Origin of the sequence: Actinotalea endophytica, from assembly GCF_025717005.1 — a bacterium.
Taxonomy (GTDB): Bacteria; Actinomycetota; Actinomycetes; order Actinomycetales; family Cellulomonadaceae; genus Actinotalea.
In genome coordinates this window covers 166,819-185,233 of the sequence record NZ_JAOVZU010000007.1, presented here as the reverse complement: position 1 = coordinate 185,233, position 18,415 = coordinate 166,819, and the positions used below count along the sequence as shown (strand labels likewise).

18 protein-coding genes are annotated in these 18,415 nt (G+C 73.0%); 14 read left to right on the top strand and 4 right to left on the bottom strand.

All coding sequences use genetic code 11. The features are described 5' to 3' along the window. The first annotated feature begins 143 nt into the window (after positions 1–143). From OEB99_RS13430 to OEB99_RS13365, 14 genes are all read left to right on the top strand, one after another. On the top strand, positions 144–1,415 hold the full coding sequence (locus OEB99_RS13430) for an ABC transporter substrate-binding protein (protein ID WP_263577787.1): 1,272 nt from the start codon (positions 144–146) through the stop codon (positions 1,413–1,415). Between the two features lie 83 nt (positions 1,416–1,498). After that, on the top strand, positions 1,499–2,452 hold the full coding sequence (locus OEB99_RS13425) for a carbohydrate ABC transporter permease (RefSeq protein WP_263577786.1): 954 nt from the start codon (positions 1,499–1,501) through the stop codon (positions 2,450–2,452). Continuing rightward, a complete protein-coding gene (locus OEB99_RS13420) occupies positions 2,452–3,342 on the top strand; it encodes a carbohydrate ABC transporter permease (RefSeq protein ID WP_263577785.1) in 891 nt (296 codons plus the stop codon). Before OEB99_RS13425 ends, OEB99_RS13420 begins: the two co-directional genes overlap by 1 nt. A gap of 118 nt (positions 3,343–3,460) precedes the next feature. Continuing rightward, complete coding sequence (gene yicI / locus OEB99_RS13415) at positions 3,461–5,752, top strand: alpha-xylosidase (protein ID WP_263577784.1); 2,292 nt, start codon at positions 3,461–3,463, stop codon at positions 5,750–5,752. A 97-nt stretch (positions 5,753–5,849) separates the two neighbouring features. Next, on the top strand, positions 5,850–6,887 hold the full coding sequence (locus OEB99_RS13410; RefSeq protein WP_263577783.1) for a zinc-dependent alcohol dehydrogenase family protein: 1,038 nt from the start codon (positions 5,850–5,852) through the stop codon (positions 6,885–6,887). Between the two features lie 7 nt (positions 6,888–6,894). Further along, positions 6,895–7,938, top strand: coding sequence for a zinc-dependent alcohol dehydrogenase family protein (locus OEB99_RS13405; protein WP_263577782.1), 1,044 nt, complete (start codon positions 6,895–6,897; stop codon positions 7,936–7,938). Between the two features lie 106 nt (positions 7,939–8,044). Further along, positions 8,045–8,380, top strand: coding sequence for a PadR family transcriptional regulator (locus OEB99_RS13400; RefSeq protein ID WP_263577781.1), 336 nt, complete (start codon positions 8,045–8,047; stop codon positions 8,378–8,380). Beyond that, positions 8,377–8,541, top strand: a complete 165-nt coding sequence (locus OEB99_RS13395) for a hypothetical protein (RefSeq protein WP_263577780.1) — start codon at positions 8,377–8,379, stop codon at positions 8,539–8,541. The genes OEB99_RS13400 and OEB99_RS13395 overlap by 4 nt, the downstream gene beginning before the upstream one ends. Further along, on the top strand, positions 8,538–9,056 hold the full coding sequence (locus OEB99_RS13390; protein WP_263577779.1) for a hypothetical protein: 519 nt from the start codon (positions 8,538–8,540) through the stop codon (positions 9,054–9,056). Before OEB99_RS13395 ends, OEB99_RS13390 begins: the two co-directional genes overlap by 4 nt. A gap of 59 nt (positions 9,057–9,115) precedes the next feature. Next, a complete protein-coding gene (locus OEB99_RS13385; protein WP_263577778.1) occupies positions 9,116–9,769 on the top strand; it encodes a class I SAM-dependent methyltransferase in 654 nt (217 codons plus the stop codon). 108 nt (positions 9,770–9,877) lie between these two features. Next, the gene (gene purS, locus OEB99_RS13380) at positions 9,878–10,150 is read left to right on the top strand and encodes a phosphoribosylformylglycinamidine synthase subunit PurS (RefSeq protein ID WP_263577777.1); all 273 of its coding nucleotides are present in this window, start codon (positions 9,878–9,880) and stop codon (positions 10,148–10,150) included. Then, complete coding sequence (gene purQ / locus OEB99_RS13375) at positions 10,147–10,893, top strand: phosphoribosylformylglycinamidine synthase subunit PurQ (protein ID WP_263577776.1); 747 nt, start codon at positions 10,147–10,149, stop codon at positions 10,891–10,893. Before purS ends, purQ begins: the two co-directional genes overlap by 4 nt. Next, a complete protein-coding gene (locus OEB99_RS13370) occupies positions 10,890–11,873 on the top strand; it encodes a GNAT family N-acetyltransferase (RefSeq protein WP_263577775.1) in 984 nt (327 codons plus the stop codon). The genes purQ and OEB99_RS13370 overlap by 4 nt, the downstream gene beginning before the upstream one ends. A gap of 94 nt (positions 11,874–11,967) precedes the next feature. After that, the gene (locus OEB99_RS13365) at positions 11,968–14,187 is read left to right on the top strand and encodes a methyl-accepting chemotaxis protein (protein ID WP_263577774.1); all 2,220 of its coding nucleotides are present in this window, start codon (positions 11,968–11,970) and stop codon (positions 14,185–14,187) included. A 3-nt stretch (positions 14,188–14,190) separates the two neighbouring features. Here the strand turns inward: OEB99_RS13365 and OEB99_RS13360 are convergent, their stop codons facing one another. The 4 genes from OEB99_RS13360 to OEB99_RS13345 are packed head-to-tail and all read right to left on the bottom strand — an operon-like array spanning position 14,191 to position 18,377. Next, positions 14,191–14,802: a pentapeptide repeat-containing protein gene (locus OEB99_RS13360; protein ID WP_263577773.1), complete on the bottom strand. Its 612-nt coding sequence runs from the start codon at positions 14,800–14,802 to the stop codon at positions 14,191–14,193. Positions 14,803–14,824: 22 nt separating this feature from the next. Continuing rightward, the gene (locus OEB99_RS13355) at positions 14,825–15,745 is read right to left on the bottom strand and encodes a MaoC family dehydratase (protein ID WP_263577772.1); all 921 of its coding nucleotides are present in this window, start codon (positions 15,743–15,745) and stop codon (positions 14,825–14,827) included. Next, positions 15,742–17,091, bottom strand: a complete 1,350-nt coding sequence (locus tag OEB99_RS13350; protein ID WP_263577771.1) for a 3-oxoacyl-ACP reductase — start codon at positions 17,089–17,091, stop codon at positions 15,742–15,744. Before OEB99_RS13350 ends, OEB99_RS13355 begins: the two co-directional genes overlap by 4 nt. Then, positions 17,088–18,377, bottom strand: coding sequence for an acetyl-CoA C-acetyltransferase (locus OEB99_RS13345; RefSeq protein WP_263577770.1), 1,290 nt, complete (start codon positions 18,375–18,377; stop codon positions 17,088–17,090). Before OEB99_RS13345 ends, OEB99_RS13350 begins: the two co-directional genes overlap by 4 nt. Positions 18,378–18,415: the final 38 nt, after the last annotated feature.

Below are 18,415 nucleotides of genomic sequence, written 5' to 3'. Positions count from 1 at the left end.
CGACGAGCGACAAGAAGACGCGTGACGTGCGCGCTATCCGGAGGAGAACAATGCTGTTTTCACGATCGACAACCTCAACGTCGCGGACGGCGTCCCACCGCCGGACCGCGCAGCTCGGCGCCCTGGCGGCCGCGAGTGCCCTGATGCTGGCCGCCTGCGGCTCCGGCGACAGCTCCGACCCGTCGAGCTCGGCCGACGAGGAGACCGGGTCGGCCGCCGACCCGATCGAGCTGACCTACTGGACCTGGATGACCAACGTCGAGGACATCGTCGCCGTCTGGAACTCCGAGCACCCCGACATCCAGGTCACGATCGACCGCCTGGCCGAGGGAGACGACCTCGTGACCCGGACGGTGACGGCGGCCAAGGCGGGCAACCTCCCCGACATCGTCCAGGCCGAGTACCAGTCCCTGCCGATCCTCGTCTCGAACGGGATCGTCGCCGAGCTCGACGACCTCGCCCCCGACGCGTTGAGCCAGTACTCCGAGGGCGTCCTGAACCAGGTGAGCTGGGGCGACACGACCTACGCGATCCCGGGCGACGTCGGCCCCCTGATGATGTACGTGCGCACCGATCTCTTCGACACGTACGGCGTGCCCGTCCCGACCACGTGGGACGAGTTCGCGCAGGCCGCGGCAGCCATCCACGCCGCCGACCCGAGCGTGTCCATCACCTCCTTCGACGCGACGTACCCCGGGTGGTTCGCCGGTCTGTCGCAGCAGGCGGGCGCCGAGTGGTGGACCGCGCAGGACAACGAGTGGTCCGTGAACATCGACGACCAGGCCACCGAGAAGGTCGCCGACTACTGGAGCGGCCTGCTCGCCGACGGACTCGTGAGCACCTCGCCGACCTACTCCGCGGAGTGGAACACCGCCCTGGCCGACGGCACGATCCTGTCGTGGATCGCACCGACCTGGGGCGCCGGCGTCATCGAGGGGATCGCCCCTGACACGGCGGGCTCGTGGCAGGCAGTGCCGCTGCCGCAGTGGAACGCGGGCGAGACCTACACCGGGCTGTGGGGCGGGTCCTCGGCCGCGATCGCCGACACGAGCACGCACAAGGAGGCGGCGGCCGAGTTCCTGACCTGGCTCTACACCTCCGACGAGGGCGTCCAGCAGCTCGTCGACGTCGCCACCCTGTACCCCGCCTCGATCCCTGGTCAGGAGTACTCGGCCACCAGCGCCACTCCGGCCGTCCTGGGCGACCAGACCGACTTCTGGCAGCTGTCCGCCGAGTCCGCGTCGAACGCGCGCGCGTTCCGCTGGTCGCCGAACGTGGCCTTCACGTTCGCGACGATGCAGGACGCCTTCTCGACCGCGATCGAGAACGGCACGAGCCTCACGGACACCCTCGCCGGCGTCCAGACCGCGAGCGTCGACGACCTCGTGAACCAGGGCTACCCGGTCGCAGACTGATGCCCGTCCTGGCCGGGGCCTACGGGTCCCGGCCAGGATCGGTCGACGAGAGGAGAGAGGTAGTCGTGCGAACGGTGGAGTCCATGGCAGCGGAGGTCGGGCGACCGGAGGCCCCGGTGCCGGGTGTTCGCCGGACGCGCCGCAGGCTCAACGCCAAGACCGCGCCCTACGTGCTGCTCGCTCCCGCGCTCGCGCTGCTCACCGCCTTCATGCTGATCCCGATCGGATACTCGGTGTGGCTGAGCTTCCGGACGGTGAAGGTGGCGGACGGCTCGTTGCTCGGACGACGGACCGAGCAGGCGGCAGGTCTGTCGAACTACACGACCGTCCTGACCGATCGCGTGTTCTGGGAAGCGATGGGGCGGATGGTCGTCTACGGCGTGATCGTCGTCGTGATCATGTTCGGCCTGGCGTTGACGTTCGCGCTGCTCCTCGACCACCCGCGAACCCGGGCTGCGGGTCTGTGGCGCACCTCGATCTTCATCCCGTATGCGGTGCCAGGCGTCATCGCGTCGCTGATGTGGGGATTCATCTACCTGCCGGCGGTCAGCCCGATCGTGTCGGCCTTCGAGGCGCTCGGCCTGGCCCCGCCGGACTTCCTCGGCAGCGGGACCGTCCTGTTCTCCACCGCGAACATCGCGATCTGGGGCGGCACCGGGTTCAACATGATCATCCTCTACACGGCGCTGCGTGCGATCCCGAGCGAGATCTACGAGGCCGCGCGGATCGACGGGTGCTCCGACCTGCGCATCGCGTTCTCGATCAAGATCCCGATGATCGCTCCCGCCATGGTGATGACCATGATCTTCGCGCTGATCGCGATGATCCAGGTCTACAACGAGCCCACGGCGCTGTCCACGCTGTCGCACGCCATCACCAGCACCTGGATGCCGATGATGAAGATCTACTCCGATGCCTTCGTGCTCAACAACACCTTCCTGGCCGCCGCCGAGTCGGTCCTCCTCGCGCTGCTGACGCTCGGTGTGTCGCTCGGTGTGATGCGCGCGACGCGCCGGTTCCAGGGGGTGGAGGACTGATGGCCGTCGCAACCGCGCCGGTCGGCGCCCGCGCGTCGGGTGGTCGCCGGACCAGCACCGGCCGTGGCCTGAGCACGACGGCGGTGCTCGTCGTCGGCGCGCTGTACTGCGTGCTGCCCGTCACGTGGATCGTCACTGCGTCGACGAAGACCGCCGGCGAGCTGTTCACGACGTTCTCGTTCGCCCCGAGCTTCAACGGCGGCCTCGGCGAGAACCTCCGCGACCTGCTGGCCTACAACGACGGCGTGTTCGGCCGCTGGGTCCTCAACACCCTGCTGTTCGCCGGCGTGGGCACGCTCCTGACCGTCCTGATCTCCGCCGCAGCCGGGTACGCGCTCGCGAAGTTCCAGTTCCTGGGGCGCGAGCTGATCTTCAAGGTGATCCTGGCCGGCGTCCTGATCCCGCCGATCGCTCTGGCGATCCCGCAGTACCTGCTGCTGTCCAAGGTCCACATGACAGGCAGCTACTGGTCGGTGCTGCTGCCGTCGTTGATCAGCCCGTTCTCGATCTACCTGTCGCGCGTGTTCGCGCAGGCCTCGGTGCCCACCGAGATCCTCGAGGCCGGTCGGATCGACGGCGCCGGCGAGCTCCGCCTGTTCTGGAGCGTCGGGCTGAGGCTGATGCTCCCCGGCCTGGTGACCGTGTTCCTGCTGCAGTTCGTGGCGATCTGGAACAACTTCATGCTGCCGTACATCATGATCACCGACGAGAAGATGTTCCCGCTCACCGTGGGACTGTTCAGCCTGCTGAACCGCGGCGCCGGGCAGCCCGCGCTGTACACGACCGTCATCACGGGAGCGCTCGTCTCGGTGCTGCCCCTGATCATCTTGTTCGTCGTCCTGCAGCGCTACTGGCGCCTGGATGTCCTCAGCGGAGGGCTGAAGGGTTGACGACCGACGGCCGCGCGTATCGCGGCCCTGTACCGAGTTCCCGCCGCCGAGCCCACCCGCCGCCGCGACGCGGCCCAGTGCCCGGCACGACAAACCATCGATGTGAGGGGTCCCGCCCATGAAGTTCACCGACGGGTACTGGCTGGTGCGCGAGGGCATGGAGTCGCTGCACCCGGCCGATGTCCGCGATCTGGAAGAAGCGGACGGGTCGCTGGTCGCGTACGCGTCCACGAAGGTCGTGCGGCACCGGGGCGACACGCTCAACCTGCCTGCGCTGACCGTCCGGGTGAGCTCGCCGGCCCCGGGCGTCGCGCGGGTGCGGGTCGAGCACCATGCGGGTGGCCTCGAGCCGGGGCCGAGGTTCGAGATGGCGGGCACGGCGCACGTCCCGGAGGTCGTCATCGACGCCGACCGCGGTGTGCTGCGTACCGGGGACCTCGAGGTGAGCGTCCGCCGGGGGAGCCCGTGGCTGATGGAGTTCCGCTCCGACGGGCGCCTGCTGACGCACTCGGGGGCCAAGGCCATCGGCGCGGTGTCGGACGACCAGGGCAACCACTGGGTCCACGAGCGCCTCGGGCTGTCGGTCGGTGAGCACGTCTACGGGCTCGGGGAGCGGTTCGGGCCGCTGGTCAAGAACGGCCAGACCGTCGAGATCTGGAACGCCGACGGGGGGACGTCGAGCGAGCAGGCGTACAAGAACGTGCCGTTCTACCTCTCGGACCGTGGGTACGGAGTCCTCGTCGACCACGCGGGCCCGGTCTCCTTCGAGGTCGGGTCCGAGACGGTCTCGTCGGTCCAGTTCTCGGTGCCCGGCCAGGTGATCGAGTACCTGGTGATCGACGGGCCGACACCGGCCGATGTGCTGCGGCGCTACGCGGCCCTCACCGGCCGGCCCGCCGCCGTGCCCGCCTGGTCGTTCGGGCTGTGGCTGTCCACGTCGTTCACCACCGACTACGACGAGCCGACGGTCATGTCCTTCATCGAGGGCATGGCACAGCGCGACATCCCCTTGAGCGTGTTCCACTTCGACTGCTTCTGGATGCGTGAGTTTCACTGGACGGACCTTCAGTGGGACCCCTCGGTCTTCCCGGACCCCGAGGGCATGCTCGCCCGCTTGCACGACCGTGGCCTGCGGGTGAGCGTCTGGATCAACCCGTACATCGCCCAGCGATCGGCGCTGTTCACCGAGGGGAAGGAGAAGGGCTACCTGGTGCGCCGTGCCGACGGCTCGGTGTGGCAGTGGGACAGCTGGCAGGCCGGGATGGCCCTCGTGGACTTCACCAACCCCGACGCGTCGGCCTGGTTCACCGAGAAGCTCCGCGGTGTGCTGCGCCAAGGTGTCGACACGTTCAAGACCGACTTCGGCGAGCGGATCCCGACCGATGTGGTCTGGCACGACGGCTCCGACCCCGAGCGGATGCACAACTACTACTCCTTCCTCTACAACCAGGCGGTCCACGAGCTGCTGGTCGACGAGCGCGGCGAGGGCGACGCCGTGCTGTTCGCCCGTTCGGCGACCGTCGGAGGCCAGCAGTTCCCGGTGCACTGGGGCGGGGACTGCGACTCGACGTTCGAGTCGATGGCCGAGTCGCTGCGCGGCGGCCTGTCGCTCGCGCTGTCCGGGTTCGGCTACTGGAGCCACGACATCGGGGGCTTCGAGGGCACGCCCGACCCGGAGCTCTTCAAGCGGTGGCTCGCCTTCGGGTTGCTGTCGTCGCACAGCCGGCTTCACGGGTCGACGTCGTACCGGGTGCCGTGGGCCTTCGACGAGGAGGCCGTGGAGGTCGCCCGCCGGTTCACGACACTCAAGATGACCCTCATGCCGTACCTCGCGCGGGTGGCACAGGAGGCGACCGACGGCGTGCCCATGATGCGCCCGATGCTGCTGGAGTTCCCCACGGACCGGACGGCGGCGACGGTGGAGACGCAGTACCTGCTGGGGGACTCGCTGCTCGTCGCGCCGGTGTTCAGCGCCGACGGCGACGTGGACGTCTACGTGCCCGAGGGCACCTGGACGTCCCTGCTCGACGGGTCGCGCGTGGTCGGCCCGCGCTGGGTGCGTCAGCGGCATCCCGCCGACTCCCTGCCGTTGCTGGTGCGGCCCGGGGCGGTCGTGCCGATCGGGGCGGTCGACGACCGACCCGAGTACGACTGGCCCGATGGCGTGCTGCTTCACGTCGCCGAGCCGGCCGACGGCTCCCGCACGGTCGTGCGCGTGCCGCGCGGCCCGGGTATGCCCGGTGAGGACGTCACGTTCGTCGTGACCAGGTCAGGCAGCACGATCCGGGCCTCGAGCGACTCCCCGATGCGCTGGAGCCTGCGCGTGCTGCTCGACGGCCGGACGCTGAACGCCGAGTCCCGGGGTGGACTGGCGGAGGTGCGTGTGGAGGAGCAGGCAGCTCGGTCCTGATCTCCGGTGGGTAGCGACCCCGTCGGACCAGCTCGAGGATGCAGCCGCGCAGAGACGAGCGACACACCACGCCCCGGAACAGGCCAGGATGGAGGCCATGCGAGCCGTCCTGCACCACGGGCCGCGCGACATCCGCGTCGAGACCGTGCCCGACCCTGTCCTCCTCGAGCCGACCGACGCGATCGTTCGCGTCACGCTGTCCTGCATCTGCGGGTCGGACCTGTGGCCGTACCGGCGGCAGGACGCGCCGGAGCACGCCCATCGGATCGGCCACGAGTTCCTCGGCGTGGTCGAGGAGGTGGGCGCCGACGTCCGCACCCTCGCGGTCGGCGACCTGGTGATCGCGCCGTTCATGTACTCGTGCGGCGACTGCGAGTTCTGCCGGGCCGGGCTGCAGACCTCGTGCGTGCGCGGCGGCTTCTACGGGTCGGAGTCGATCGGCGGTGGCCAGGGGCAGGTGGTCCGGGTCCCGCTGGCCGACGGCACCCTGGTCGCCGCGCCGGTCGGCGAGGACGACCCCCGCCTCCCCGCGCTGCTCACGCTGTCCGACGTGATGGCCACCGGGCACCACGCCGCGGTGTCGGCCGGGGTGGGGGCCGGCTCGCACGTGGTGGTGATCGGGGACGGCGCGGTCGGGCTGTGCGGCGTGCTCGCCGCGCACCGTCTCGGGGCCGAGCGGATCACCCTGCTCTCGACCCACGAGGACCGCGCAGCGATCGGGCGCCGGTTCGGCGCGACCGAGGTGATCGCCGAGCGTGGCGAGGCCGCGGTGGCCGCCGTGCTCGAGCGGACCGACGGCCTCGGCGCACCGCACGTGATGGAGTGCGTCGGCATGCAGGGCTCGTGGGACACCGCGGTGCGGATCGCCAGGCCCGGCGGCACGATCGGCTACGTCGGCGTGCCCAACGGCGTGGACGAGGGGCTGGACCTGTCCGTCCTGTTCCGGCGCAACGTGACCGTGCGCGGGGGTGTCGCGCCGGCCCGTGCGTACCTGCCGGAGCTGCTCGCCGACGTGCTGGACGGCACGATCGACCCGTCCCCGGTGTTCGACCTGGAGCTGTCGCTCGAGGAGGCACCCGAGGGGTATGCGGCGATGGACCAGCGCCGCGCGACCAAGGTGCTGCTGCGGCCGTGAGCGTCCTGTGCGCGGTCTGCTGATCGACGGCCCGGGCGCCGCACCCCGGGTCGCCGTGCTCCCGGACCCGGCCTGCCCCACCGACGGCGTGCTGGTGCGGGTGGACGCGACCGGCGTGTGCCGCAGCGACTGGCACGCCTGGCAGGGTCACGACCCGGACGTGGTCTTCCCGCACGTGCCCGGCCACGAGCTGGCCGGGGTCGTCGCGGCGGTCGGACCCGACGTCCGCCGGTGGTCCGTCGGCGACCGGGTCACCGTCCCGTTCGTGTGCGCCTGCGGCCGCTGCGACGCCTGCGCCGCGGGCGAGCACCAGGTCTGCGAGAACCAGACCCAACCGGGCTTCACGCACTGGGGATCGTTCGCCGAGCTGGTCGCGCTGCGCTCGGCGGACGTCAACCTGGTCGCGGTGCCCGTGGGCATGACCGCCGTGACCGCGGCCTCGCTGGGCTGCCGGTTCGCCACCGCGTACCGCGCGATCACGGTGCACGGTCGGGTTCGCGACGGTGACCCGGTCGCGGTGCACGGCTGTGGCGGCGTGGGGCTGTCGGCCGTGATGATCGCGACCGCCGAGGGAGGGCGGGTGGTCGCGGTCGACCCGTCGCCGGGTGCGCGGGCCGCGGCCCTCGAGCTGGGTGCCGTGGCCGCCCTGGACCCCACCGGCCTCGCGCCCGAGCTGCTCGCCGCGGCGGTCGTGGAGGCGACCGACGGCGGCGCGGCGGTGTCGCTGGACGCGCTCGGTCATCCGGGGACGGCGCTGGCCTCGGTGCTCGGGCTGCGCCGCCGCGGGCGCCACGTGCAGGTCGGGCTGCTGCTCGCCGACCACGCCCGCACCGCACTTCCGATGGACCGGGTGGTGGCGTGGGAGCTCGAGCTGTACGGGAGCCACGGGATGGCCGCGCACGAGTACCCGGCGATGCTGGCCCGGGTCGCCTCGGGCGGGCTCGACCCGTCGGTGCTGGTCGGCCGCACGGTCGGGCTGGGCGAGGCGGCCGAGGCGCTCGCCGCACTCGAGGGCGCGGCGCACCCGCGGATGACCGTCGTGGTGCCCTGACCGGCGCGGTCGGCCGGTTCTGCGGCGCTCGGCCGAAGCCGGGGTGAGGCCCGGCAGGGACCTTCCGCCCTCGCCGCCATAGGTCGGTTGGCGATATATATCGGTCATGGCGTTCCGGATGACCAACAAGGCCTACCTCGTCCTGCTCGCGCTCTCCGAACGGGCACGGCACGGCTACGGCATCGTGCAGACCGTGCTCGACCTCTCCGAGGGGGAGGTGCGGCTCGGTGCCGGCACGCTCTACGGGCTGCTCGACCGGATGCTCACCGCCGGGCTCATCGCCGAGGCCGGCCAGGAGGTCGTCGACGGCCGGTTGCGGCGCTACTACCGGATGACCGAGGAGGGCGGCGCAGCAGCGGCCGCCGAGACCGCCCGGCTGACCGCGCTCGCCAACCGGGCAGGCCGGATGCTGGGCGGCCCCGCGCTCGGCGGTGCGTCATGAGCCCCGACCTCGAGCGCAGCGCCCGCTTCTGGCTCCGCGCCTACCCGGACCCGCTGTCCTGGGCGCTCCACCGCTTCTTCGACCGGGCCCGTCGTCGCCACGTGCTCCAGGACGACCCGCCGCCGATCGCACGGTTCGGGTTCGGGGTGATGCCGACATGACCGAGCAGCGGGAGGCATTCGAGCGCAGTGCGCGCTGGTGGCTGCGCGCCTACCCGGCGCGCTGGCGCCGGTTCCACGAGGACGAGGTGCTCGGCCTGCTCGAGGACCTCGCGCCGGACGGCGCGCGGCGGCTGGACCGGCGTACCGCCTGGGACCTCGCGCGCAGCGGCTGGGCGACTCGGTGGCGCACCCGCCCCGACCCCGTGTCCTGGGTGATGTACCGGTTCTTCGACCTGCCGATCACCAGCCACGCGGACTGGGTGTCCGACGACATCGAAGGTCGGTGGTACTACCTCCGCCACGTGGGGCTGGCCTGGGTCTTCGTCGCGATCGCCGTCGTGGCGGCGGTCCGCTCGCCCGGTGCGCACACGTTCTGGCAGTACCTCGGGTTCGTCGCGATCGGCGCGGTGCCGGTCGTGGCGCGGCCCACCCGACGCCGGGCCCGCAAGTGGCACCTGATGCAGGACGAGCCACCGCCGGCCGGCAGCATCTGGGGTCCGTCCAAGCCGTACTGACGCCGCGCCGCGGGTACCGTCGGGCTGCCCCTCGCCGTGCCGAGCCGAAGGACCCGACAGTGAGCCACGACCACTCGAGCCACGACCACTCGAGCCACCCGCCGACGCACCCGCAGACCGCCGCCGACTGGGACCGGCGCTACGCGGAGAGCGACCGGGTGTGGAGCGGACGCCCGAACGCGACGCTGGTCGCCGAGGCCGGAGGCCTCGCACCGGGGCGTGCGCTGGACGTCGGCTGCGGCGAGGGCGCGGACGCCGTCTGGCTGGCCGCGCGGGGCTGGCGGGTCACCGCGACCGACATCTCGCGGGTCGCGGTCGAGCGCGCCGAACGGGCCGGTGCGGAGCACGGCGTCGAGGTGGAGTGGCTGGTCGCCGACATCACCGACGGCCCGCCGCGGGCCGAGGCGTACGACCTGGTCGTCACGCACTACCCGGCCCTGTCGCACGACCACGACGACGCGGCTGCTCGGGCCGTGCTCGCCGCGGTCGCACCCGGCGGGACCCTGCTGTTCGTCGGGCACGCGCTCGAGGACGGCCGGCCGGTCGCCGTGGGTGGCCAGGACCCGGCCGAGCGCGTGCAACCGTCCGACGTGGCCGCGCTGCTCGACGACGGCTGGCAGGTCGAGGTCCTGGAGAGCCGGCCGCACGCCGACGGCGAGCACGCTCGGCACCCCCACGACTCGGTGCTCCGCGCCCGCCGCACGGCGCGCTAGGTCCAGGCGGCGGGCTGAGGGCGCACCCGGCACGCCGCGATCGGTACGCTGGCCACCGTCCAGCGCGCCGCCCACCACAGCGCAGCACCGCCACCTCAGGGAGCACCCGTGGGACGAGTCGTCGTCGAAGTGATGCCCAAGCCGGAGATCCTCGACCCGCAGGGCAAGGCCGTCGCCTCGGCGCTGCCGCGGCTCGGGTTCACCGGGTTCACCGGGGTCCGCCAGGGCCGCCGGTTCGAGCTGACCGTGGACGGTCCGATCACCGACGAGGTGCTCGCCACCGTGCGGGAGGCCGCGATCACGCTGCTGTCGAACCCGGTGATCGAGGACGTCGTCCGGGTCACCGAGGAGCCCGACGAGGCCGAGGGAGCCGGCGCGTGAGCCACGTCGCCGCGCCACCCCCCGCGCCGTCCCGCACCGCGGCCGACGCCCGGATCGGCGTCGTGACGTTCCCCGGCACGCTGGACGACCGGGACGCCGCGCGTGCCGTGCGGCTCGCCGGGGGTACACCGGTCGCGCTGTGGCACGCCGACGCCGACCTGCACGATGTCGACGCCGTGGTGCTGCCGGGCGGCTTCTCCTACGGCGACTACCTGCGGGCCGGCGCGATCAGCCGGTTCGCGCCGGTCATGGAGAAGGTCGTCGACGCCGCGGACGGCGGGATGCCGGTGCTCGGGATCTGCAACGGGTTCCAGATCCTCGCCGAGGCCCATCTGCTCCCCGGGGCGATGATCAAGAACGACCACCGCACGTTCGTCTGCCGCGAGCAGGTCCTCGCGGTCGAGAACGTCGACACCGCGTGGACCCACGAGTTCCGCACCGGCGAGACGATCACGATCCCGCTGAAGAACCAGGACGGCCAGTTCGTCGCCGACGAGCACACCCTCGACGAGCTCGAGGGCGAGGGCCGGGTCGTGTTCCGGTACGTCGGGTGGAACCCGAACGGCTCCCGCCGGGACATCGCCGGCATCACGAACGCCAAGGGCAACGTCGTCGGGCTGATGCCGCACCCCGAGCACGCGGTCGAGGTCGGGTTCGGACCGGACGGCCCGAACGGCCCGCGCACCGGCACGGACGGCCTGCGCTTCTTCTCCTCGGCGCTCAACGCCCTGCTGCACCGATGAGCGGCGCGGGGCCCGACCTCACGGTCGTGCCCTGGGCGGACCAGGACGCGGCGGCACTGCGCGCCGAGCAGCAGGCCGGGCTCGCCGAGCTCTACGACGGGGTCGAGGACATCGAGCCCGAGCTGCCGGCCGAGCAGATGGTGCGCACGGTCCTGGTGCGCGTCGACGGTGAACCGGTCGCGACCGGTTCGCTCCGCCTCGAGCCGCACCTGCCGACCGGGACGGGCGAGCTGAAGCGGATGTACGTCCGGCCTGCCTGGCGCGGCGTCGGGCTGTCCCGGCAGGTGCTCGTGGCGCTGGAGGGTGCCGCCCGCGAGGTCGGCCTGCGCCGGCTGGTCCTGGAGACCGGGCTGCGCCAGACCGCGGCTCTCGGGCTCTACGCGTCGGCGGGCTACCGGCGGATCCCGAGCTGGGGCCCCTACGTGGACGAGCCCGGGTCGGTGTGCCTCGGCCGGTGGCTGCACGACGAGGACCGCACGCGTGTCCTGGTGATCAACGGCAGCCTCGGTGCGGGCAAGACCACGGTCGGCGACCGGGTGGGACGCCTGCTCGCCGACCGCGGTGTGCCGCACGTCGTGCTCGACGTCGATGCGCTGACCTCGGCCGCGCCCGTGCCGCCCGACGACCCGTTCCACCAGCGACTGGCTCTCGACGCACTGGCCAGGCTGGCACCGCTCTACCGCGAACGGGGCCTGCGTCACGTGGTGCTGCCGCGCGTCGTCGAGGAGCCCGCCGACCGTGCCGACTACGAGCGGGCGTTCGACGGCGCCGACGTGCGCGTCGTGCGGCTGAGCGTGCCGGAGGACGTGCGGCTGGACCGGCTCCGGACGCGCGCGACCGCACCCGACCCGGGGGAGCTCGCCCGCACCGTCGAGCTCGAGGCGATCCTGCGTCGCGCAGGTGCCGACGACGCGGTCGTCGACGGCGTCGGTGATGTGGACCGGGTGGCGGAACGGGTGCTCGACGCCGCGGGCTGGTAGCGCCCAACGTCTCAGGCCGTGGGCGCCGCGGCCGATCGGTTCGGTAGTCCGGGCCGCCTCGCGAGGTGGCCGTTCCCCCCGAACGAGGATGAGCATGACCGTCGCGACGACCACCGAGACCCATCCGACCACGACCCCGGCGACCACCTCCGCCCCGGCTCGCGCCACGTCCCCAGGCGCCGAGCCCTCCGCCGTCCCGCGGGGCTCCGCGTCCGCCACGCGCCGCCACCTCGGCCTGCGCGCGAAGCTCACGATGGCCGGGGTCGGTGCCGTCGCGATCGCCGCCGTCCTGGTGGGCGGGCTCTCGGCGTGGCAGACCGCGCGCGTCGTCGACGGCGCGACGCAGGACATCATGACGATGGCCGACATGTCGGTCGGCGAAGCCGCCCGCTACGCGACGACGCTGGTCGAGACCCAGGTCGGCACCGTCACCGACCGGATCGAGTCCGACCTGCGGGTCGCGGAGGCGGCCGCGGCGCAGACCGGCAAGTACTCGTTCGGCGAGCCGGTCACCTGGACCGCGGTCAACCAGTTCACCGGGGACGAGTCGGAGGTCGTGGCGCCCGCCATGCTGGTCGGCGGGCAGTGGCTCGGCCAGCACCGTGCGACGGACGCGTACGTCCCGGTCGTCGACGACATCGCGAACCTCACCGGTGAGGCCGTCACGATCTTCGAGAAGGTGGGCGACGGCGACATGCTGCGGGTGGCGACCAGCATCGTCACGGCCGACGGCGAGCGCGCGATCGGTACCTACATCCCGCGGGTGATGGCGGACGGCTCGGAGAACGCCGTCGTCAAGGCCCTGCTCTCGGGCGAGGTCTTCACCGGCACCGCCACCGTGGTCGGCGAGCTGTACGTCACCGGGTACGCGCCGATCGTCCAGGGCGACGAGGTCGTGGGCGCGATCTTCGTCGGCATCCCGCAGGCCGTCGTGGACGCACCCTTGCGCGAGGCGCTCGCGTCCCAGAGCGTGGGCATGAACGGCTACTTCACGGTCGTCGACAAGGCCGGGTCGTGGGTCGTGCCGCCGCCGGGCGCGGTCGAGGGCGACAGCGCCGTGGACGCGGTGGACGCGAACGGCGCATCGATCGGCCAGGCGCTCCTGGACGCCGCCGCGGCGTCGACCGACGGCAACCCGAGCAGTGTCGAGATCCCGCTCAGCGACGACCTGGCCGGCGTCGAGGTGATCCCGTTCGACCCGTGGGGTTGGGCGATCGCCGCCTGGGGCATGGACTCCGACCACATGGTTCCGATCGAGCGCCTCCAGGCCGGTGTCACCTCCTCCCTGTGGACCTCGTTACTCGTCGGGCTCGGCGTGGTGGCCGTCGTCGGCGTGCTGCTCGCGCTGTTCACCGGGCGCACCGTCGCCCGGGTCCGCCGGCTCACCGACGCGATGGCGAAGGTCGCCGAGCGTGACCTGACCGGCACCGTCGAGGCCGAGGGCTTCGACGAGGTCGGGCGGATGGGTACCGCCGTGGGCACTGCCGTCGAGGCGATGCGTCACGCGCTCGGCCGGATGGCCGCCGGCGCGACCCAGCTGCGGTCCACGGCCGACGCGCTGGACACCGCGAGCAGCGGGGTGGCCGAGAGCGCGAGCGGCGCGCTCGCCGAGTCCGCGGCCGCCGCGGGCGTCGCGGAGCGGGTGTCGAGCGAGGTGGGCTCGGTGACCGCCGCGCTCACCGAGCTGCGCACCTCCGTCGAGGCGATCGCGGGCGACGTGCACGCCGCGAGCCAGCAGGTCGCCCAGGCCGTGGAGACCACGAGCGACGCCGCCCAGTCCACCGCGCGACTGCAGGAGTCCTCGACCCGGATCGCCACCGTGCTGCAGGCGATCACGCAGATCGCCGAGCAGACCAACCTGCTCGCGCTCAACGCGACCATCGAGGCTGCCCGAGCCGGCGACGCCGGCAAGGGCTTCGCGGTGGTGGCCGGCGAGGTCAAGGAGCTCGCCCAGCAGACCGCGCAGGCGATCCAGGACATCACGCCGGTCCTCGAGGCCGTGACGATGGATGCGTCCGACGTCGGCGCCGCGGTGGGTCGGATCACCTCGGCGATCACCGAGGCCAACGAGCACCAGTCGTCGATCGCCGCGATGGTCGAGCAGCAGACCGCGACGACCAGCGAGATCGAGCGGAACCTGGTCGCGGCGGCCGACGGCAGCCGGGGCATCGCCGAGAACATCGCCGGGGTCGAGCAGGTGATGCGTGGCGGCCAGGCTCAGGTCGAGGACCTGCGCGCTGTCGTCGTCGAGCTAGGTGCGGTCTCGGAGGAGCTCATGGCCGGTGTCCGGGAGTTCGAGCTCGGCGACGACTGAGCCTCACTCCACCCGGATCCGCAGCGCGGCCGCGAGGGCGGGCGCGAGGGCGGCAGCCTGGTCCGGGCCGATGGTCGCGCCGGCCAGCCCGGCCACTCCGTCGACCTGGTCCAGCAGCGCGCCTCGCAGGTCGGTGTCGCGGATCCGGGCGTCGGCGGCGTCGAGCCGGTCGACCCGGCAGTCGGTCACCACGAGCCGGCGGATCGACGCACCGCCGAGCCCGAGCTCGCCGATCGTGACGCCCTCGAGGCGCACCTGGTCGAGCGTGGCGCCCGCGAAGGACAGGAAGTCGACCTTGCCGCCGCGCAGCGTGACGTCGTCGAGCCGGCCGCCGCTGGCGAGCAGTGCACCGAGCCGGCAGTCGGTCCACGTCACGCCGCGCCACACGCCGTCGCGCAGGTGCACGGTCGTGGCGCGGGCGCGCTCGACGGTGGTGTCGATCAGGTGCGCGCCGTCCAGGCGGGTCTCGTCGAGCGTGCAGCCGGTGAGCCGGCACTCGACGAACCGTGCCTCGCGTCCGTCCGCGCCGGACAGATCGAGGTCGGTGAAGGCGACGAGGTCGTAGTCGCCCTCCGGCTCGAGCTCGCCGGCGAACGGTTCCAGGTCGTCAGCCATGCGCCGAGCCTAGGCGTGCCGGTCAGCCCCGCGGGGTGACGGTGACGTGCAGCTGGTGCCGCTTGGCCCACGCGTCGAGCACGCGGGCCGGGCCGTCCGTGCCGGCGCGCACCGACACCGTGCTCGGCAGGACGATCGGTGCGGCGAACTCGGCCCGCCAGGTGAATGCGTCGGGCTCGTCGAGGTGGGCGAGCGCGCGGGCGGCGGTGTACATCCCGTGCGCGATGGTCCGCGGGAACCCGAACGCCTTCGCCGCGAGCGTCGAGGTGTGGATCGGGTTCCGGTCCCCGGAGACCGCCGCGTACCGGCGGCCGAGGTCGGCCTCCAGGCGCCAGGCCCCGGTGGGCTGCGGGGCGTGCCACTCGGGCCGCTCGGCCCGGTCGGCCGTCGCGCCGTCCAGCCGGTAGCCCTTGGCGAGGTAGGTCGACACGCCGCGCCACACCGGCTCGCCGGCCACGCCGACCTCGGCCACGACGTCGACGCTCACCCCGCGGTGGTGCGCGGTGAGCCGTTCGGCGTGCACCGCGACGTCCACCTCCTCGCCGAGCACGACCGGCCGCTGCTGGGTGACCTCGTTGGCCAGGTGGACGAGGCCGAGCAGCGGCAGCGGGAAGCCGTCGCGCACCATGAGCGCGTTGGCGAGCGGGAACGCGAGCACGTGGACGAACCCGGCGGGCAGCCGGTCCTGCGCCGGGGCGCCTACCAGGTGCTGGTAGGCGGTGAGCCGGTCCGGGTCGGTGGTCAGACCCTGCGCGAGCAGGGTGGTTCCGTCGAGGGCGTCGGCCGCGACGTCGCGGCGGCGGGTTGCGGCCGCAGCGGCCGAGCCGGCCAGTCCTCGCCGCTGCGATGCGCCGAGCGACGGCACCGAGCCGAGCTCGATCACCGGGCCGTCGCCGTGCACGGCGCGGCCCGGGTGGCTCGCGCCGTGCGCTGCGCCGCTCACGCACCCACCATGTTCTGCCCGCAGACCCGCAGCACCTGGCCGGAGATCCCGCCCGCCTGCGGCGAGGCGAGGAAAGCGATCGCCTCGGCGACGTCGGTCGGCAGGCCGCCCTGCTGCAGGGAGTTCAGCCGCCGCGCGACCTGCCGGGTCAGGGCGGGGATCCGTGCGGTCATCTCGGTCTCGATGAAGCCCGGTGCGACCGCGTTGACCGTGCCGCCGGCCGACGCGAGCACCGGCGCCTGGGCCCGGACCATGCCGATCACCCCGGCCTTGGACGCCGCGTAGTTCGTCTGGCCGCGGTTGCCCGCGATCCCGCTGGTGGATGCGAGGCACACGACCCGCGGCGCCTCGCCCAGCACGCCGGCGTCGAGCAGCGCCTCGGTCACCCGCAACGGCGCGATCACGTTGACCGCGAGCACGCTGTCCCAGCGGTCGGGCGTCATGTTGGCGAGCAGCTTGTCGCGCGTGATGCCGGCGTTGTGCACCACGACGTCGAGGTGGCCGAACCGCGAGCGCACGTGCTCGACCAGGCGCTGCGGGGCGTCCGGCGAGGTCAGGTCGAGCTGCAGCGCCGTGCCGCGGGTCTCGTTGGCCACCGCGGCGAGACCGTCGCCTGCGGCGGGCACGTCGACCAGCAGCAGTCGGGCGCCGTCCCGCGCGAGGGTCCGGGCGATCGCCGCGCCGATCCCGCGCGCCGCACCCGTGACGAGGGCGACCTGGCCGTCGAGCGGGCGGTCGGGGTCCGCCGGCGGGTGTCCGCCGGTGCCCTGCACCGTGAGCAGCTGCCCGTCGACGAACGCGCTCTTCGCGGACAGCAGGAACTCCAGCGCACCCAGCGCGGACGGCGAGGTCACCGCGGTCCCGTCGGCGAGCACCAGGCCGTTGCCGGTGGCGCCACCGCGCAGCTCCTTGGCGAGGGAGCGGAGCAGGCCGTCGACACCCTGCCGGGCTGCCGCGGCCGCGGGGTCGGTGGCCTCGGCCGCTGCGCGGGACACCGTGACGACGCGTGCGCCGTGCGCCAGCTTCTTGAGCACTCCGGCGAGGTCGAGCGCCGGGCCGGACAGGTCGGCCGGCCCGGTGACGCCGGTGAGCACCACGACCACCGCACCCCACCGGTGGTCGCCGTCCGGGCGTCGGCGCACGTCGAGGTCCCGGTCCAGCAGCGTCGCGGCGAGCGCGTCGGCGTCGGCCCCGGCCGCACCGTCGGCGAGCACCAGGACCGGCCCGGGCACCAGCTGGTCGCCGGCCCGGAACCGGCGCAGCCGGGCGGGACGCGGCAGGCCGAGCCGCTTGGCGAGCTCCGCGGTGAACCCGGAGTTGACCAGCTCGAGGTAGGTGTCGCTCACACTGCCTCCAGGATCGCGACGACGCCCTGCCCACCGGCCGCGCACACCGAGACGAGTCCCCGTGCGCCCGAGCCGCGGGACGCGAGCTCCTTGGCCGCCGTGGCGACGATCCGCCCGCCGGTCGCGGCGAACGGGTGCCCGGCCGCGAGCGACGAGCCGTGCACGTTGAGCCGGGCCCGGTCGATCGAGCCGAGGGGTCCGTCCCGACCCAGCCGGTCGCGGCAGAAGTCCGGGTCCTCCCAGGCCTTGAGGGTGGCGAGCACGGTGGCGGCGAAGGCCTCGTGGATCTCGACGATCTCGAAGTCCGCGAGGCTCATGCCGTGCCGCGCGAGCAGCCGCGGTACGGCATGGACCGGGGCCAGCAGCAGGCCGTCCTTGCCGTGCACGAAGTCCACCGCGCCGGCCTCGAGGTCGACCACCTCGGCGAGCGCCGGCAGACCGCGCTCGGCTGCCCAGGACTGGTCGGCGAGCAGCACGGTGGACGCGCCGTCGGTCAGCGGCGTGGAGTTGCCCGCGGTCATCGTGGCGGGGGTGTCGAGCCGCTTGCCGAAGACGGGCGCCAGCGCGCCGAGCTTCTCCATCGAGGTGTCCGGCCGCAGGTTGGCGTCCCGCACGAGGCGCCGGTAGGGCGTGACGAGGTCGTCGAAGAAGCCTGCGTCGTAGGCGGCCGCGAGGCGCTGGTGGCTGGCCAGGGCGAGCTCGTCCTGCTCCTCGCGACTGATGCCCCAGGCCGCGGTGGTGAGGGCCTGGTGCTCGCCCATCGAGAGCCCGGTACGCGGCTCGGCCACGTCGGGGGCGACGGGGGCGAGGTGCGAGGGCCGGATCTTGGCGACCGCGGCGAGCTTCGCCTGCACGGTCTTGGCCCGGTTGAGGTCGAGCAGCGCGGCCCGGAGCTGCTCGGTCACCACGATGGGTGCGTCGGACGCGGAGTCGACGCCGCCGGCCACGCCGACGTCGAGGCGGCCGAGGCGGATCTTGTCGGCGATCGAGGCGATCGTCTCCATGCCGGTCGCGCAGGCCATCTGAACGTCGTAGGCGGGGGTCTCGTTCGACAGCGCCGAGCCGAGCACGGCTTCTCTGGTCAGGTTGAAGTCCCGGGTGTGCTTGAGCACCGCGCCGGCCGCGACCTCGCCGAGCCGCTCGCCGGCGAGCCCGAAGCGGGCGACCAGCCCGTCGAGCGCTGCGGTGAGCAGGTCGAGGTTCGAGACGTGGGCGTAGGCGCCCCCGGCTCTCGCGAACGGTGTGCGGTTGCCCCCGACGACGACGGGGCGCCTGCTTCCGGCCATCTGCTCTGACTCCTCCGGGACGTCCGACTCTGGACTGG

Coding starts and splice junctions, on each gene's coding strand:
- OEB99_RS13370 (WP_263577775.1), top strand. CDS start 10,890: ATGAGCGGCGCGGGGCCCGACCTCACGGTCGTGCCCTGGGCGGACCAG.
- OEB99_RS13420 (WP_263577785.1), top strand. CDS start 2,452: ATGGCCGTCGCAACCGCGCCGGTCGGCGCCCGCGCGTCGGGTGGTCGC.
- OEB99_RS13365 (WP_263577774.1), top strand. CDS start 11,968: ATGACCGTCGCGACGACCACCGAGACCCATCCGACCACGACCCCGGCG.
- OEB99_RS13360 (WP_263577773.1), bottom strand. CDS start 14,802: ATGGCTGACGACCTGGAACCGTTCGCCGGCGAGCTCGAGCCGGAGGGC.
- yicI (WP_263577784.1), top strand. CDS start 3,461: ATGAAGTTCACCGACGGGTACTGGCTGGTGCGCGAGGGCATGGAGTCG.
- OEB99_RS13395 (WP_263577780.1), top strand. CDS start 8,377: ATGAGCCCCGACCTCGAGCGCAGCGCCCGCTTCTGGCTCCGCGCCTAC.
- OEB99_RS13400 (WP_263577781.1), top strand. CDS start 8,045: ATGGCGTTCCGGATGACCAACAAGGCCTACCTCGTCCTGCTCGCGCTC.
- OEB99_RS13425 (WP_263577786.1), top strand. CDS start 1,499: ATGGCAGCGGAGGTCGGGCGACCGGAGGCCCCGGTGCCGGGTGTTCGC.
- OEB99_RS13345 (WP_263577770.1), bottom strand. CDS start 18,377: ATGGCCGGAAGCAGGCGCCCCGTCGTCGTCGGGGGCAACCGCACACCG.
- OEB99_RS13430 (WP_263577787.1), top strand. CDS start 144: ATGCTGGCCGCCTGCGGCTCCGGCGACAGCTCCGACCCGTCGAGCTCG.
- OEB99_RS13390 (WP_263577779.1), top strand. CDS start 8,538: ATGACCGAGCAGCGGGAGGCATTCGAGCGCAGTGCGCGCTGGTGGCTG.
- OEB99_RS13410 (WP_263577783.1), top strand. CDS start 5,850: ATGCGAGCCGTCCTGCACCACGGGCCGCGCGACATCCGCGTCGAGACC.